The organism is Streptomyces antibioticus, from assembly GCF_002019855.1.
Taxonomy (GTDB): domain Bacteria; phylum Actinomycetota; class Actinomycetes; order Streptomycetales; family Streptomycetaceae; genus Streptomyces; species Streptomyces antibioticus_B.
Genome location: NZ_CM007717.1, coordinates 5,182,386 through 5,197,310, shown reverse-complemented (window position 1 = coordinate 5,197,310; position 14,925 = coordinate 5,182,386). Strand labels below are relative to the sequence as shown.

Here is a 14,925-nt window from a genome sequence, read left to right as displayed (position 1 = left end):
GCACGACACCACCACCGGAGGCACACCGTCCTCCGACTGGCCCACAATGTCCCGGTGAACGACCTCGCCCCGCTCCTCACCCCCGAGGGCCGTGCCCTCCTCGACGCCGTGCGCGGTACCGCCCCCGCCGATGAACTCGCCGTCGCCACCCGGCTGCGCCGCGACCATCCGGCGGAGCTGGTGTCCGCCGCCCTCGGGCAGGCCCGGCTGCGGCAGCGGGCGGAGGCGAAGTTCGGGGCCGAGGACGCGCGGCGGATGTTCTTCACGCCGAACGGGGTCGAGCAGTCGACGCGGGCGAGCGTGGCGGCCTACCGGGCCGAGCGGATGAAGGGCCTCGGCATCACCTCCGTCGCCGACCTGTGCTGCGGGATCGGCGGGGACGCGATCGCGCTCGCCCGCGCCGGGATCCGGGTGCTGGCCGTCGACCGCGATCCGCTGACCGCGGCGGCGGCCCGGGCGAACGCCGAGGCGCTCGGGCTCGCCGGCCTGATCGACGTACGGGAGGCGGACGTCACCGAGGTGGACACGGCCGGTTTCGACGCCGTGTTCGTGGACCCGGCCCGGCGGGGCGGCCGGGGCCGGATCTTCGACCCCGAGGCGTACTCCCCGCCGCTGTCCTGGGCGATCGGGGCCGCCCTCGCCGCTCCGCACGCCGCGCTGAAGATCGCGCCCGGGGTGCCGCACGAGGCGATTCCCGACGCGGCGGAGGCGGAGTGGATCTCGGACGGCGGGGACGTGAAGGAGGCGGTGCTGTGGTTCGGCACCGAGCCGGGCGCCGTACGGGCGACCCTGCTGCCGGGGCCGCGCACCCTGCTCGGCACCGGGCTGCCGAACCCGGAGGTCCGGCCCGTCGGCCGCTATCTGTACGAGCCCGACGGCGCCGTCGTCCGGGCGCATCTGGTCGCCGAGGCGGCCGCCGCGCTCGACGGCGGGCTGATCGACGAGACGATCGCCTACGTCACCGCCGACACCCTGCGTCCGACGCCGTACGCGACCGCCTACGAGATCACCGACCGGCTGCCCTTCAACGTCAAGAAGCTGAAGGCGCTGCTGCGGGAGCGGGAGGTCGGGATCCTGACGGTGAAGAAGCGGGGCTCGGCGGTGGAGCCGGAGGAACTGCGCCGCAAGGTGCTGCCCAAGCCGCAGGGGTCGCGTGCGGTGACGGTGTTCCTGACCCGGGTGGCGGGCGCCCCGACCGTGCTGATCGGCGGCCCGGCAACCGTCTGATGTCCGGGCGGACGTCAGCAGGTCTCCGCTCTGCGCAGCAGCAGGTCCCGTTCGCGTCCATTGCCCGCGAGGGCGGCGGCGCGGGTGAACTCCGCCCGGGCCTCCGCCGTGCGGCCGAGGCGGGCGAGCAGGTCGGCGCGGACGCTCGGGAGCAGGTGGTAGCCGCGCAGGGCCGGTTCATCGGTCAGGGCGTCGACGAGGGCCAGGGCGGCGGCCGGGCCCTCGGTCATCGAGACGGCGACCGCGCGGTTCAGCTCGACCACCGGGGACGGGAAACGGGCCGCGAGCAGGCCGTACAGGGTGGCGATGCTCGCCCAGTCGGTGTCCTCGTAGGTGTACGCGTGCGCGTGGCAGGCGGCGATGGCGGCCTGGAGGGCGTAGCGGCCGGGGGCCGCCGGGGCGGTGGCGCCGGCCCGGTCGAGGGCGGTGATGCCGCGGGCGATCAGCATGCGGTTCCAGCGGCGGCGGTTCTGGTCCCGGAGCAGGACCGGGGTGCCGTCGGGGGCGGTGCGGGCGGCCGTGCGGGACGCCTGGAACTCCAGCAGGGAGACCAGGCCGTGCACCTCGGGCTCCTTGGGCATCAGCGCGGCGAGCTGCCGGGCCAGCCGGAGCGCGTCCTCGCACAGCGCCGGGCGCAGCAGGTCGTCGCCGGCGGTGGCCGCGTACCCCTCGTTGAAGATCAGGTAGATGACGTCGAGGACCGAGCCGAGCCGGGCCTCGCGGTCGGGTCCGTACGGCACCTCGAAGGCGATGTTCCTGGTGGCGAGGGTGCGCTTGGCGCGGACGATGCGCTGCGCGACGGTGGCCTCGGGCACGAGGAACGCGCGGGCGATCTCGGGCGTCGTGAGGCCGCCGAGCAGCCGCAGGGTGAGGGCGGTGCGGGCCTGGGCGGAGAGCACGGGGTGGCAGGTCATGAAGACGAGCCGCAGCAGGTCGTCGTCGATGTCGTCGGGGCCGGACGGCTCCTGCGGCGGCGGTACGTCGGCGAGGTCGCGGCCGATCTCCCGGAGCTTGCGGGCGTAGTTCTCCCGCCGCCGGACCAGATCGACGGCCCGTCGCCGCGCGGCGGTGACCAGCCAGGCCCCCGGCCGGTCCGGCACCCCGTCCCGCGGCCACTGCTCCAGGGCCGCGACCAGCGCGTCCTGCGCCAACTCCTCGGCGATCCCCACGTCCCGCACGACCCGGGTGACGGCGGCGACGACCCGGGCAAACTCCATCCGAAAAACGATCTCGACGGCGGCCCGGGGGTCGGTCGGCTCCCGGGCACCGGCCCCCGGACCCGGGCCAGCGGGGGCACCCACGCCGACCGGCGTATGCGTGCCGACCTCGGCCCCGGCACCGGCCGCCGTCTCCGGGCCACCCCCGGTACGAGCTCCGCCGCCCACCGCCGGACCGACCGCCGCCTCCGCGCCATCCCCGATACGAGCCCCGCCGCCCGCCCCCGAACCGGCCGCTGCCTCCGGGCCATCCCCGGTACGAGGCCCGCCGCATGCCGCCGGACCGACCTCGGCGTCGACGGCATCACCCGCCGCATGCGGGCCGACCGCGGCGCCGACGCCGAACCCCACCCCCGAACCGGCCACGGGGCCGACGGCACCGGCCCCCGACTCCGGCGCAACCGGGCCGCAGGGCTGGGCCGACGCGAGTGGCACGGCCGTCGTATCGGCACCGGACGCTGCCTCTGGGACGGGCCTGATGCCAGCACCGGCCACCGCCTCCGTGGCGGCCCCGGTGCCCGCACCGGATCCCGCCTCCGAGTCCACGCCGCTGCCGACAGGGCCGACCCCCGACTCCGGCGCAGCCGGACCGCAGGGCTCGGCCGACGCCAGTGGCACGGCCGTCGTATCGGCACCGGACGCTGTCCCCGGGACGGGCCCGCTGCCCGCCTCGGCCACCATCTCCGGGGCGGCCCCGATGCCCGCACCGGATCCCGCCTCCGACTCCGCGCCGCTGCCGACAGGGCCGGCCCCCGCTTCCGGCGCAGCCGGACCGCAGGGATCGGCCGACGCGCGTGGCACCGCCGTGGTGTCGGCACCGGACGCTGCCCCCGGGACGGGCCCGCTGCCCGCCTCGGCCACCATCTCCGGGGCGGCCCCGATGCCCGCACCGGATCCCGCCTCCGAGTCCACGCCGCTGCCAGCAGGGCCAGCCCCCGCCCCCGACTCCGCGCCGCTGCCGGCAAGGCCGGCCCCCGTGGCCGGGCGACAAGGGTCCGTCGGCGGCTCCGAGGCGGGCGTGGCGCGAGGGGCGATGGCGGGATGGCGTTCCACGTCTCCATCGAACACCCCCGGAGGGGCCCGTGCCGTGGGGTCGGGGGATCAGCCCTCGGCGATCTCGCGGACCTCGCAGGTCACCGTCCAGAAGTCCTCGTGGACCTTGAGGAAGCGCTTGGTCCATTCCAGGGCCTCGGCCAGGTCCTTGCACTGCATGATCGCGTAGCCGCCGACGACCTCCTTGGACTCGGTGAAGGGGCCGTCGGTGACGGAGATCTCGCCGCCCTCCCAGTGCACGCGGGTGCCCTGGGCGGACGGGGTGAGGCCGGCGGTGTCGAGCATGACGCCCGCCTTGGTGACCTCCTCGATGAGTTCGCCCATCCGGCGCATCAGCTCGGGGCTGGGGCCCTCGGCGGGGGCGGAGGCTTCGTCGATCTTCACGAGGGAGAGATAGCGGGGCACGGTGACTCCTCGGGTCCGGCGCCGGGTCCTTCCCGGCCGCTCACCCCTGCGTCGAACGGGAGGCCGTCGGATCGACACGCTCAGCGCAGCGATTCCCACAGTGCGCTCGCCTCCGGTTCGTCCGCCACCACCCGGTTGGGGTCGGAGGGGGCGGTGACCACCGGCATGGTGACCGTGGTGAGGTGCTCGGTGCTCAGGTCCCGCAGGCTCTCGCCGAGCCGGGTCAGCTCGCCGAGCGAGTCCAGACCGGTGTCGGTGGTGAGGCTGCCGGTGACCGCGTCGGCGACGCCGTACAGCTTGGCGGGGCTGGTCAGCAGGTCCGTCGAGGAGATCTGGGCCAGCAGGGCCTTGACCAGGTGCTGCTGGAGGCCGATGCGGCCGAGGTCGCTGCCGTCGCCGATGCCGTGCCGGGTGCGGGCCAGCGCGAGGGCCTGCTCGCCGTCGAGATGGTGGGTGCCCGCCGCGAGGTGCAGATGGCTGTCGTCGTCGTCGATGTCCTCGTCCGTGGTGACGGTGACCCCGCCGAGCGCGTCCACCAGTTCGGCGAAGCCCGCGAAGTCGACCTCGATGTAGTGGTCCATGCGGACGCCCGTGAGGGACTCGACCGTCTTGACCGCGCAGACCGGCCCGCCCACCGCGTACGCGGTGTTGAACATCGCGCCGTACGCCACCGCCGTGGAGCCGCCCGAGGACAGCGGGCAGGACGGGCGGGTGACGAGGGTGTCGCGCGGGATGCTGACCACGGTGGCGCCGGTCCGCCCCGCGTCGATGTGCACGACCATCGCCGTGTCGGAGCGCGCCCCGCCGCTGTCGCCGCCGCCGAGCGCCTTGTTGGCCGCGCCGCTGCGCGAGTCGGAGCCCAGCACCAGGATGTTGACGGCCCCAGTCGGCAGCGGGGAGGCCGAGGCCGAACCGGTGGGCGCCGAGGTGGTGAGCGCCCGCGCGGGCCGGTTGTCGCCGAGCGCGCTGTCGATGTCGACGCTGCGGATGTTGCCGTCGAGGTGCCGGTAGGCCCAGCTTGCCGCCCCGGCGCCCAGCACCAGGGCGGCGGCCAGGGCGAGACCGGCGGCCTTCAGCACACGCCGGCCCGGCCGTCGGCCCCCTCGGGTGCCGTCCTCGCGGTTCTCCTCGTGTCGCGTCACGGGGAGGAACGTAAGTCCGAATTATTAGCGGACTGTTAGGACAGCCACTCCGGGCGGGATTTCTTGTGAAAATCTCATCATTCTCCGTCGGCGTCACCCCGAACCCCCGTCCGGCCCAGCCCCGTTGTACGCCCCGCGCCCCCTCCGGCCGCCGCCCGTGCCTACGGAACCGGCGGCGCCCCCGTGCTCGCCCGCACCACCAGGCTCGTGGCCAGTTCGATGCGGGTCGCCGTCGGGGACTCGACGGCCGGGGCCCGGCCCAGTTCGAGGACCAGCCGGGCCGCCGCCTCGGCCATCTCCGTCAGCGGCTGCCGTACGGTCGTCAGCGGCGGGCCCACCCAGCGGGCCACCGGCAGATCGTCGAAGCCGACCACGCTCACGTCCTCCGGGATACGCAGCCCCAGCTCGCGGGCGGCCTCGTAGCAGCCGAGCGCCTGGAGGTCGTTGCCGGCGAAGACGGCGGTCGGCCGGTCCGGGCGGCCGAGCAGTTCACGGCCGAGCCGGTAGCCGGTGTCGTGGTGGAAGTCCCCGGTCAGGATCAGCCCGGGGTCGACGGGCAGTCCGGCGGTCTCCAGCGCGGCCCGGAAGCCGTCCATCCGGGCCCGGCTGCACATCATCTGCGGCGGACCGCTGATCGCCCCGATCCTGCGGTGCCCCAGCTCCACCAGATGCCGGGTGGCGGCCAGCCCGCCCTGCCAGTTGGTGGCGCCGATCGACGGCACGTCCGCGCCCGGGTCGCCGGCCGGGTCCATCACCACGAACGGGATGGAACGGCTGGTCAGCAGCGCCCGCTGGGACTCGTCCAGCCCGGACAGCACCAGCACCACCCCGTGCGGCCGGCGGGCGGCGACCTGGTCGGCCCAGCTCCGGCCGGGGGTGAGGCGCCCGGCGCTCTCGCTGAGCACCACGCTCAGCCCCGCGTCCCGCGCCACGTTCTCCACGCCCCGGATGACCTCCATCGCCCACGCGCTCTCCAGCTCGTGGAAGACCAGGTCGATCAGGGGCGAACGGGCCGCCTCCGCGCGCCGCCGCCGGTAGCCATGGGCGCGCAGCAGCTCCTCGACGCGGCTGCGGGTCCCGGGGGCCACGTCGGCGCGGCCGTTGAGGACCTTCGAAACAGTCGGCGCCGAGACGCCGGCCTCGCGGGCGATCTCCGCGAGGGTCGCGGTCTGCCCGGACCGGCCGTCCGCACGCGCCGCTGACCGGCCGCCGCCGGGGGCCGCCGTGTCGTCCTGGGTCCGTGTCTCAGCGGGCTCCGAGGGTGTCATGGCGGCGATCGTATCCTCGCGCGGCCTCTGGACGAACCCCGTGTTCCGCCATGGGTTCCCGGAACATTCGAAGTGAGTCACGAAAAATTCGGCCGGGTGCGGTGGAGCGCGATGGAGCCGAGCCGGGGCGGCCGGGGGTCCCCGGGTGCCGCTGTGCCACAATCCGCCGACGCCGTACAGGCGTTGCACAGGGATACGCAGGCACACACGCGACGGGAACGCGATGGACACGCCGATATCCGAGGACGGCAGAGCCGGGCGGTGGCTGCTGAGCGCCGCCCTGCTGGCGCTGTCCTGGCTGCCCAGGACCGTCCTCGCGGTGGGGTGGATCCTCGTCTGTCTGCACTTCGACCAGGTCGCGGGCGCGGCGTGCGTCGTCGCCTTCGTGACGGTGCGGGCGGTCCGGGCCGTCGGCCGGCGCGGACCGCTGCCGGGGCGGGCGCTGAACCCCGACGACGAGCCCGAACTGGCCGCGCTGGTCCGGGACGTCGCCGAACGCGTCGGCTTCGGCGAGCCCCTGCTCGTCCGGGTCGTCCCCGGCGTCGAGGCGTCCCTGGGCCGGGTCCGCGTCGGCCGGACCGACACCCGGGTCCTGCTGCTCGGCCTGCCGCTGCTGCGCGCGCTCACCGCCGCCGAGCTGGCGTCGGTCGTCGCCCACGAGCTGGCGCACGAACGGCACGTGGGCGACCGCGGTGTCGTCCTGCTGCGGTTCGCGCGGGCCTGGACGGCGGACGGCCTCGAAGGCCGCTTCCGGCCCACCGCACCCCTGGCCGGCCCGCTGCTGCGCGCCTCCCAGCCGCAGATGTGGCGGGCCGAGACGGCGGCCGACGCCGACGCCGCGCGCGTCGCGGGCACCGAGGCCACCGCCGGGGCGCTGCGCCGCACCGCGCTGCTGCACACCGTCCTGGACAACCTCGGCGAGAGCTGGCTGGACCGGCTGGCCGAGGACGGCCGGCGCCCCGAGGACGTCTACGACGCCCTCGACGCCGCCCTCGCCGACCCGCACGTGGCGCACCGCGCCGCCCGCGCCGTGGCCGAGGCGGACCTCCTGCACCCGGACCCCTACGCCACGTCCGACCACCCGCCCCTCGAACGGCGTCTGGCCGCGCTGCCCCACCACACCGGGACGCCCTACGGCGACACGCCGGTGCCGCTGCGGACGGCCGCCGCCGTCGAGGCGTGGTGCGCCCGCGCGCTGGCCCACGGCGAGGAGCGGCCCGGCACCCCGGCCTCCGACACCGACGCGCTGCGCCCGGTCCGCCTCCTGGAGCTGCCGGACGACGACCTGCGGGAGCTGGGCGGGAGCCCCCTCTCCCCCGCGCTGTGCCGCGCCACCGGCCGCGACACCCCGGCCGAGGCGGTGTCCGCCGCCCTGGACGCGATCGCCGACGGCACCTGGACCGCGCTGGCCCGCGCGCTGGAGCCGTCCCTGCGGCACGCCCCGGCCGCCGCGCGCGCCCCGATCGCCCGGACGGTCGTCGCCGCCGCCGTCGGCCACACCCTGGCGGACGTCCTGCTCGCGGCCGGCCTGACCCCCGCCGGCCGCTGGACCCGCACCGTGCTGCTCACCCCCGACGGCCGGCCGATCGACCTCTACGAGCGGGCCGCCACGGCGCTCGACGACGGCGACCCCGGCCCCCTGCGCGCCCTGCTGACCACCACCGGCCCGAAGGAGACCGCCGTATGAACCGCCCCGGCCCGGCCCTGCGCTTGGGCCTCTTCGGCGTCGCGGTCACCGTCCTCGGCCACGCGCTGTTCGCCGGCTGGCTCGGTCTCCATCTGGTCCGCCACCAGGACGCCCGCGACCGCGCCACCTCCCTGGCGGTCGGGGTGGTCGTCGCGGACGGCGTCGGCGACGCGGAGGACATCCGGGTGCGCTGGACGGACGACCAGGGCCGCACCCACGTCCAGCGCTTCGGCGTCTACGACACCGGCCGCCACACCGAGGGCACCCGGTTCCCCGTGCGGTACGCCCCCGGCGGCACCGAGGGCTTCCCGGCCGACCCGGACGAGACCGCCGCCGAGGACGACCTGCTCGTCCCGATCCTCCTGGCCGGGCTGGTCGCCCTGCCACTGGCCGGGGTGTGGGGCTGGCGCGGGCTGCGCTTCCTCGTCACGGCACGGTTCCCCGGCCGCCCGATGACGGTCCGGGTGCGCCGCCGCACGGCCGGGCGCGGGCCGAAGACCTGGCTGGAGCTGACCGCGCCGGACGGCACCCGGCACTGGCAGCGCGTGATGTGGCACCCGGCGACGACGGACGTCCCGGACGCGACGCCGGTACGGGTCCACGGCCGGTCGCCCCGGCGCCCGGCGGTCGTCGCCCTCCCGGACGGCACCCGCCTGGTCCCCCTGGGCCGCCCGCGCCACCGCCGCCCGGCGGGCGGCTTCCTCGACGAAGCCGTCCGCACCGACCTGCGAGACGCCTTCCTCCTCCCGCCCGGCACCGCCGCGGGACCGGCGCTTCCCTGGCGCGGCGCGGCCTGGGCCGCGGCAGCCGGCACGACACTCGGCACCGCCACGGGCATCACCCTGACCGACGCCTCCCCGACAGGCACGATCGCCCTCACGCTCGGCGGAGCGGCCTTGGCGGCAGCGGCCTGGGCGCTGTCGGATCCGCAGCCACGGTAGGCGCCGCCGTACGCCATGCCATTCGGCGCGGCGCACCCTCACCGGGGCGGCCCCGGCGGCACCGGCCTGGGCCCCGCCGGACCCGCTGCCCCGGCGAGGGGAGGCCGCTCGCGTACGCCAGGGACACTCGGTGCCACCAGCCCGGGCTCACCCTCACCGGGGCGGCCCCGGCGGCAGCCGCCTTGGCCCTGGTCGAGCCAGAGCCCCGGCAGGGCGACGCCCGTCGGAGCCACTCGGCGTCCGGCACCGCCCGCCGCAGGACCCCCCGTACGCCACAACACTCGGCGCCACCCGCCCCGGGCTCGCCCTCACCGGGGCGGCCCCGGCGGCAGCCGCCTTGGCCCTGCCGGAGCCAGAGCCCCGGCAGGCGACGCCCGTCGGAGCCACTCGGCGTCCGGCACCGCCCGCCGCAAGACGCCCCGTACGCCACAACACTCGGCGCCACCCGGCCCGGGCTCACCCCCGCCGGGGCGGTCCGGCGTCAGCGGTCCCACCCTGTCGGCAGCGCAACCCCTGTCGGCAGCGCAACGCGCGGCAGGGGACGCCGCTCGCCGGGCGCAACGCCGCTCAGTGCCACCAGCCTCGGGCTCACCCCGTCTGGCCCTGTCGGAGCCGCGGCCCCGATAAGCCGCCCGGCGCTACTCCCCGTCCGGCACCGACTCGAAGCGCCACCTGTGGACCGGGCGGGTCACCAACTCGACGGGCGGGTCCGGGAGTTCCGGGAGGTCCGCGTCGTACGGGGCGTTCCACCACGTGATGACCAGGACCCGGTCCTGGGGGGCGCGGAGCACCTCCCGGCGCAGGGGTGGCCGCGGGAGCCGCTGGGTGCGGGCCCAGGCGAGGAGGTCCGGGCCGCGGCCGGGGAGGGCTCGGGCCTCCCACATCAGGGCGACGGTCACGAGTAGAGGTTCTCCTTGCTGACCTCGTGCACATGGTCGTGGCCCGGGACGTGCGGGTCGGTCACCGGCAGGGAGGAGTCCGCCGAGAGGTCCCAGCTCGACGCCGCCCGGTTGCGGGCCACCATCTCCGCGCCGAGGGCGGCGACCATCGCGCCGTTGTCGGTGCACAGCTTGGGGCGCGGGACGCGCAGCCGGATGCCGGCGGCCTCGCAGCGCTCCTGGGCCAGGGCGCGCAGCCGCGAGTTGGCGGCCACCCCGCCGCCGATCATCAGATGGTCGACGCCCTCGTCCTTGCACGCGCGGACGGCCTTGCGGGTCAGGACGTCCACGACGGCTTCCTGGAAGGAGGCCGCGACGTCCCGCACCGGGACCTCCTCGCCGGCCGCCCGCTTCGCCTCGATCCAGCGGGCCACGGAGGTCTTGAGGCCGGAGAAGGAGAAGTCGTACGCCGGGTCGCGCGGCCCGGTGAGGCCGCGCGGGAAGGCGATGGCCTTCGGGTCGCCCTCGCGGGCGTAGCGGTCGATGACCGGCCCGCCGGGGAAGCCCAGGTTCAGCACGCGCGCGATCTTGTCGAACGCCTCGCCCGCCGCGTCGTCGATGGTCGAGCCCAGCGGACGCACGTCGGAGGTGATGTCCGTGGACAGCAGCAGCGAGGAGTGGCCGCCGGACACCAGCAGCGCCATCGTCGGCTCGGGCAGCGCGCCGTGCTCCAACTGGTCGACGCAGATGTGCGAGGCGAGGTGGTTGACGCCGTAGAGCGGCTTGCCGAGCGCGTAGGCGTACGCCTTGGCCGCCGAGACGCCGACCAGCAGCGCGCCCGCCAGGCCGGGGCCCGCGGTGACGGCGATGCCGTCGAGGTCCTTCGCCGAGACGCCGGCCTCCTTCAGCGCCCGGTCGATGGTCGGGACCATCGCCTCCAGGTGGGCCCGGGACGCGACCTCGGGGACGACCCCGCCGAAGCGGGCGTGCTCGTCGACGCTGGAGGCGACGGCGTCCGCCAGCAGGGTGGTGCCCCGGACGACGCCGACGCCGGTCTCATCGCAGGACGTCTCGATGCCGAGGACGAGGGGTTCGTCAGCCATGGGTGTCGGTTCCTTGTACCTGGGTGGAGGGGTCCGTCAGACGCATCACCAGCGCGTCCACGTTCCCCGGCTGGTAGTAGCCGCGCCGGAAGCCGATCGGCTCGAAGCCGAACCGTTCGTAGAGCTTCTGGGCCCGGACGTTGTCGACCCGGCACTCCAGCATCACTTCGGCGCACTCGAAGGCGGTCGCGGCCCGCAGCAGCTCGGTCAGCAGCCGGCCGCCGAGCCCGGTGCCCCAGTGGCCCTGAGCGACGGCGATGGTCTGCACGTCGGCGACGTCCGCGTTGGCCGCCAGCCCGGCGTAGCCGACGATCCGCTCGCCCTCGGTCGCGACGACGTACCGCCGGGTCGCCTCGGGCCCGCGGGCGTGGGCCAGGTCGGACCAGAACATGCCTCGCGACCAGGCGTCCTCCGGGAAGAGGATCTTCTCCAGTTCGAGCACGGGTTCGATGTCCCACCAGCGCATCTCGCGCAGCACGGGAAGGGCGGCTCCGGTCACTTGGGGGTGACCACCTTGTAGTTCTTGGGGACCTGGGCGTCCGGCCTGCGCAGATACAGCGGCCGTGGCGCCGGCAGCTCCTCGCCCCGGGCCAGCCGCTCGGCGGCGAGCGAGGCGAGGGCGGCCGCGGAGACGTGCGCGGGCTCGTGGACGTCCGGGAAGGTGTCCGGGTAGAGCAGTGCGCCCGCGCCGGCCGCCGGGAGCCCCGCGACCCGCTCCGCGATGTCGGCGGGCCGGTCCACGGCCGGGTCGGTGACCCGGGTGCGGGAGTCGTCGTAGCGCGCCCAGTAGACCTCCTTGCGGCGGGCGTCGGTCGCCACGACGAACGGTCCGGCGAGGTCGGCGGCGTAGGCGAGGCCGTCGAGGGTGCACAGGCCGTGCACCGGGACGCCGAGCGCGAGCCCGAAGGTGTCGGCGGTCATCAGTCCGACGCGCAGCCCGGTGTAGGGGCCGGGGCCGATGCCGACGACGATCGCGGTGACGGCGTCCAGCGCGCGCCCCGCCTCGGTGAGCAGCCGGTCGACGGCGGGCAGCAGCAGCTCACCGTGCCGGCGCGCGTCCACCTGGGTCGAGGAGGCGATGACGTCCGTGCCGTCGTGCAGGGCGACGGTGACGGCGGGGGTGGCGGTATCCAGAGCGAGCAAGAGCACGCCAACAGCCTACGGCTCCTCGGCGGCTGTGTCGGATGTCCCGGTCGGGGCCGCGACGGCTGCTAACGTCACGCCGGAGCGGCACCGAAAAAGGCAGAAGAGCGACAGAAGCACGACATACACCGATTTGACGATGGAGTGGTCACGGTGGCAGGCAGCAGCGCGGCGGTCGTCGCCGGTCTCACCGCGGCGGCCCTGGCGACGGTCGGGGTCCTGGCCTACCAGGCGTCCGCGAACGTGCCCGCCGGCCTGGGCAGACCCCGGGCCGAGACCGCCGCGACCCCTACGGTGACCAAGGCCCCGCGCGACAAGAGGCACCCCACGGCGCTGCCGGCCGGCTCCGGGTCGGGCCGGCGGGTGGTGTACTCGGTGGACGACGACCGGGTGTGGCTGGTCACCGGCGACGGCAAGGTGGAACGTACGTTCCAGGTGTCCCCCGGCTCGGTCGACCCGGTGCCGGGCGTGTACACCGTCACCTCCCGCTCGAACGCGGCCGTCGGCACCGACGGCACTCCCATCGAGCACGTCGTCCGGTTCGCGACCGCCAAGGGCGTGACGATCGGCTTCAGCGCGGCGGTGACCGGCTCGGCACCGGAGGCGGACCCGGGCCGGCGCACGGGCGGCATCCGTGAGTCCCGCGAGGACGGCAAGGTGATGTGGCACTTCGCGACGATCGGCGAGCGGGTCGTCGTGATCCGCTAGAGCGGCCTCGCAGCCGTACGGTCAGGCGGCCTCGGGGTGCGCGACGGGCCCGGCCGGCGCCGTACGGTCGGGGGTCCGGGGCGGGGTCGAGACGGCGCGCGCGGCCTCACAGGAGGCCAGCAGCGCGCTCATGGACACCCCGGGGAGCGTGTACGGCCGCGACGGGTCCGGTGCGGCCTCGGGGGCCCGGTGCTCGGTGGCCGACATGGACGCCTCCTCGGATGGGGCGGGGCCTGGTTAGGTAGACCTAACCAAGGTCTGGGTACCATGTGACCACGCCCACGACACCGAATGCAACATTTTGCCGACGTCCTGTCGGAAACGTTCACACGCCCGACCGGTCAGGGGGACAGGCGGTCAGGCGGACAGCACGCCCAGGTCCGCCGCCGCCCACCGCGGGCCCAGCCCGGTGAGGGTCACGTGCCGCACCTCGTCGGTGGTGTCGCCGACGGAGCGGTGGATCCGGACCTGGAGCCGCTCGTCGGTCAGCTCCTCGACCTTCCCCTCGCCCCACTCCACGACGATCACCGAGTCGGAGAGCGACACGTCGAGGTCGAGGTCCTCCATCTCGTCGAGCCCGCCGCCCAGGCGGTACGCGTCGACGTGGACGAGCGGCGGCCCGTCCCCCAGGGAAGGGTGGACCCGGGCGATCACGAAGGTCGGCGAGGTGACCGCGCCCCGCACGCCCAGCCCCTCGCCCAGGCCGCGGGTCAGCGTCGTCTTGCCCGCGCCCAGCTCCCCGCTGAGCATCACGAGGTCGCCGGCCCGCAACAGTTTCGCCAGACGGCGGCCCAACTCCCGCATCCGTTCGGGGGAGTCGACGATCAGCTCGGTCTCAGCCGGGTTGTGCGGTGCTGCTGGTGCTTCCATAGCCACCCACGGTAGCCCCTGCCGGCACGGCGCCCGCGCGGGTCAGCAGGTCGGCGAGGCGGTCGGTGACCACCTCCGGGTGCTCCAGCATCACCAGGTGCCCGGCGTCCGGCACGAGCACCAGCTCGGCGTCCGGCAGCAGATCGGCGATGGCCTCGCTGTGCTCGCTGGGCGTGACCAGGTCGCCGATCCCGGCGAGCACCAGCACCGGCATCTCCGTGAAGCAGGCCAGCGCCTCGGTCTTGTCGTGGTCGGTGAAGGCCGGGTAGAACTCGGCGACCACGTCGATCGGGGTGCCCTCGATCATCCGCTCGGCGAACCGCGCCACCGCCGGATCCACGTCCCGGGACGCGAAGGAGTACCGCTTGATGATCCCGGCGAAGAGGTCGGCGGTGGCCCGGCGCCCCTTCTCCACCAGGGCCGCCTGCTGACCGAGCGCCTTGAGCACGCCCGGCAGCACCCGCCGGACCGCGTTGACGCCCGCGACCGGCAGACCGAAGTTGACCTCGCCGAGCCGCCCGGACGACGTACCGACGAAGGCGGTCGCGACGACCCGGTCCCGGATCAGCTCCGGGAACTGGGCGGCGAGCGCCATCACCGTCATCCCGCCCATGGAGTGCCCGACCAGCACGATCGGCCCCTCCGGCACGGCCGCGTCGATCACGGCCTTCAGATCGCGCCCCAACTGGTCGATGGTGACCGGCGCCCCGTCCTGGAGCTGGGCCGCCCCGCGCGCGGACCGGCCGTGGCTGCGCTGGTCCCAGTGCACGGTGCGCACCACGCCCCGCAGCGCGGCCCGCTGGAAGTGCCAGGAGTCCTGGGAGAGGCAGTAGCCGTGGCTGAAGACGACGGTGACCGGCAGCGGAGCCTTGCGGCCGAACAGCCGGCGGCGCCGGGGGGCCGGGCCGCCCTGCGGCTCGACGTCGTCCACCTCGTAGTACAGCTCGGTGCCGTCGTCGGCCGTCGCCCTGCCGGGGGTGCCGCGCAGCGCCCCGTACGGGCCCGCCGAGTCGAGGGCGAGCCGGGCCTTGGCCCGCATCCCGCGCCCCACGGTCATCCGCTCCAGGGCGACCCCGGCCGCGGCGCCCGCGGCGATCACGCCTATCGCGGCACCGGCGATACCGGTCGCCCGGCGCCAGTTCCCGGCCGCCCCCGTCGCGGAGGCGGCGGCGACGGCCGCCGAGGCGGCGCCCGCCACCGCCTCCGCACTGCTCTCGCTCACGTACCGCTCCTCTGATCCGCTGGTCCGCCGGGCGCCTGCCGTCGGGTCCCGCCCGCGGGGC

The 14,925-nt window shown here is 75.6% G+C and carries 15 protein-coding genes; 4 read left to right on the top strand and 11 right to left on the bottom strand.

Annotated elements, in window-relative coordinates; translation table 11 throughout:
• Positions 1 to 54: 54 nt before the first annotated feature.
• Complete coding sequence (locus tag AFM16_RS23735) at positions 55 to 1,227, top strand: THUMP-like domain-containing protein (RefSeq protein ID WP_078634539.1); 1,173 nt, start codon at positions 55 to 57, stop codon at positions 1,225 to 1,227.
• A gap of 14 nt (positions 1,228 to 1,241) precedes the next feature.
• On the opposite strand, the gene AFM16_RS23730 is transcribed toward AFM16_RS23735, so the two are convergent.
• From AFM16_RS23730 to AFM16_RS23715, 4 genes are all read right to left on the bottom strand, one after another.
• Positions 1,242 to 2,444 carry an RNA polymerase sigma factor gene (locus AFM16_RS23730; protein WP_107419137.1) on the bottom strand — a complete coding sequence of 401 codons (1,203 nt, stop codon included), beginning with the start codon at positions 2,442 to 2,444 and terminating at the stop codon, positions 1,242 to 1,244.
• A gap of 1,101 nt (positions 2,445 to 3,545) precedes the next feature.
• Positions 3,546 to 3,902 carry a YciI family protein gene (locus tag AFM16_RS23725; RefSeq protein ID WP_030788180.1) on the bottom strand — a complete coding sequence of 119 codons (357 nt, stop codon included), beginning with the start codon at positions 3,900 to 3,902 and terminating at the stop codon, positions 3,546 to 3,548.
• Positions 3,903 to 3,982: 80 nt separating this feature from the next.
• Positions 3,983 to 5,044, bottom strand: coding sequence for an LCP family protein (locus AFM16_RS23720; protein ID WP_078634537.1), 1,062 nt, complete (start codon positions 5,042 to 5,044; stop codon positions 3,983 to 3,985).
• 161 nt (positions 5,045 to 5,205) lie between these two features.
• Positions 5,206 to 6,312 carry a LacI family DNA-binding transcriptional regulator gene (locus AFM16_RS23715; RefSeq protein WP_078634536.1) on the bottom strand — a complete coding sequence of 369 codons (1,107 nt, stop codon included), beginning with the start codon at positions 6,310 to 6,312 and terminating at the stop codon, positions 5,206 to 5,208.
• Positions 6,313 to 6,535: 223 nt separating this feature from the next.
• On the opposite strand from AFM16_RS23715, the gene AFM16_RS23710 reads away from it, so the two are divergent.
• A complete protein-coding gene (locus AFM16_RS23710) occupies positions 6,536 to 7,999 on the top strand; it encodes a M48 family metalloprotease (RefSeq protein WP_078634535.1) in 1,464 nt (487 codons plus the stop codon).
• Entirely contained in the window at positions 7,996 to 8,940 is a 945-nt protein-coding gene (locus tag AFM16_RS23705; RefSeq protein WP_078634534.1) for a hypothetical protein, read from the top strand. Before AFM16_RS23710 ends, AFM16_RS23705 begins: the two co-directional genes overlap by 4 nt.
• A gap of 638 nt (positions 8,941 to 9,578) precedes the next feature.
• On the opposite strand, the gene AFM16_RS23700 is transcribed toward AFM16_RS23705, so the two are convergent.
• Genes AFM16_RS23700 through tsaB form a run of 4 tightly spaced genes read right to left on the bottom strand, consistent with a single transcriptional unit; the run spans position 9,579 to position 12,070 of the window.
• The gene (locus AFM16_RS23700) at positions 9,579 to 9,839 is read right to left on the bottom strand and encodes a hypothetical protein (protein WP_078634533.1); all 261 of its coding nucleotides are present in this window, start codon (positions 9,837 to 9,839) and stop codon (positions 9,579 to 9,581) included.
• Entirely contained in the window at positions 9,836 to 10,921 is a 1,086-nt protein-coding gene (gene tsaD / locus AFM16_RS23695) for a tRNA (adenosine(37)-N6)-threonylcarbamoyltransferase complex transferase subunit TsaD (protein WP_030788195.1), read from the bottom strand. The genes AFM16_RS23700 and tsaD overlap by 4 nt, the downstream gene beginning before the upstream one ends.
• Complete coding sequence (gene rimI, locus AFM16_RS23690) at positions 10,914 to 11,387, bottom strand: ribosomal protein S18-alanine N-acetyltransferase (RefSeq protein WP_175524348.1); 474 nt, start codon at positions 11,385 to 11,387, stop codon at positions 10,914 to 10,916. Before rimI ends, tsaD begins: the two co-directional genes overlap by 8 nt.
• Before the next feature lie 29 nt (positions 11,388 to 11,416).
• The gene (gene tsaB, locus AFM16_RS23685; RefSeq protein ID WP_030788200.1) at positions 11,417 to 12,070 is read right to left on the bottom strand and encodes a tRNA (adenosine(37)-N6)-threonylcarbamoyltransferase complex dimerization subunit type 1 TsaB; all 654 of its coding nucleotides are present in this window, start codon (positions 12,068 to 12,070) and stop codon (positions 11,417 to 11,419) included.
• A 147-nt stretch (positions 12,071 to 12,217) separates the two neighbouring features.
• Between tsaB and AFM16_RS23680 the strand changes: the two genes are divergently transcribed.
• A complete protein-coding gene (locus tag AFM16_RS23680; RefSeq protein ID WP_030788202.1) occupies positions 12,218 to 12,772 on the top strand; it encodes a hypothetical protein in 555 nt (184 codons plus the stop codon).
• Between the two features lie 21 nt (positions 12,773 to 12,793).
• Here the strand turns inward: AFM16_RS23680 and AFM16_RS23675 are convergent, their stop codons facing one another.
• The 3 genes from AFM16_RS23675 to AFM16_RS23665 form a co-directional block, all read right to left on the bottom strand.
• The gene (locus AFM16_RS23675) at positions 12,794 to 12,979 is read right to left on the bottom strand and encodes a hypothetical protein (RefSeq protein ID WP_037875402.1); all 186 of its coding nucleotides are present in this window, start codon (positions 12,977 to 12,979) and stop codon (positions 12,794 to 12,796) included.
• 150 nt (positions 12,980 to 13,129) lie between these two features.
• Complete coding sequence (gene tsaE / locus AFM16_RS23670) at positions 13,130 to 13,642, bottom strand: tRNA (adenosine(37)-N6)-threonylcarbamoyltransferase complex ATPase subunit type 1 TsaE (protein ID WP_063754130.1); 513 nt, start codon at positions 13,640 to 13,642, stop codon at positions 13,130 to 13,132.
• A complete protein-coding gene (locus AFM16_RS23665; RefSeq protein WP_030788206.1) occupies positions 13,608 to 14,864 on the bottom strand; it encodes an alpha/beta fold hydrolase in 1,257 nt (418 codons plus the stop codon). The genes tsaE and AFM16_RS23665 overlap by 35 nt, the downstream gene beginning before the upstream one ends.
• Between the last annotated feature and the right edge of the window lie 61 nt (positions 14,865 to 14,925).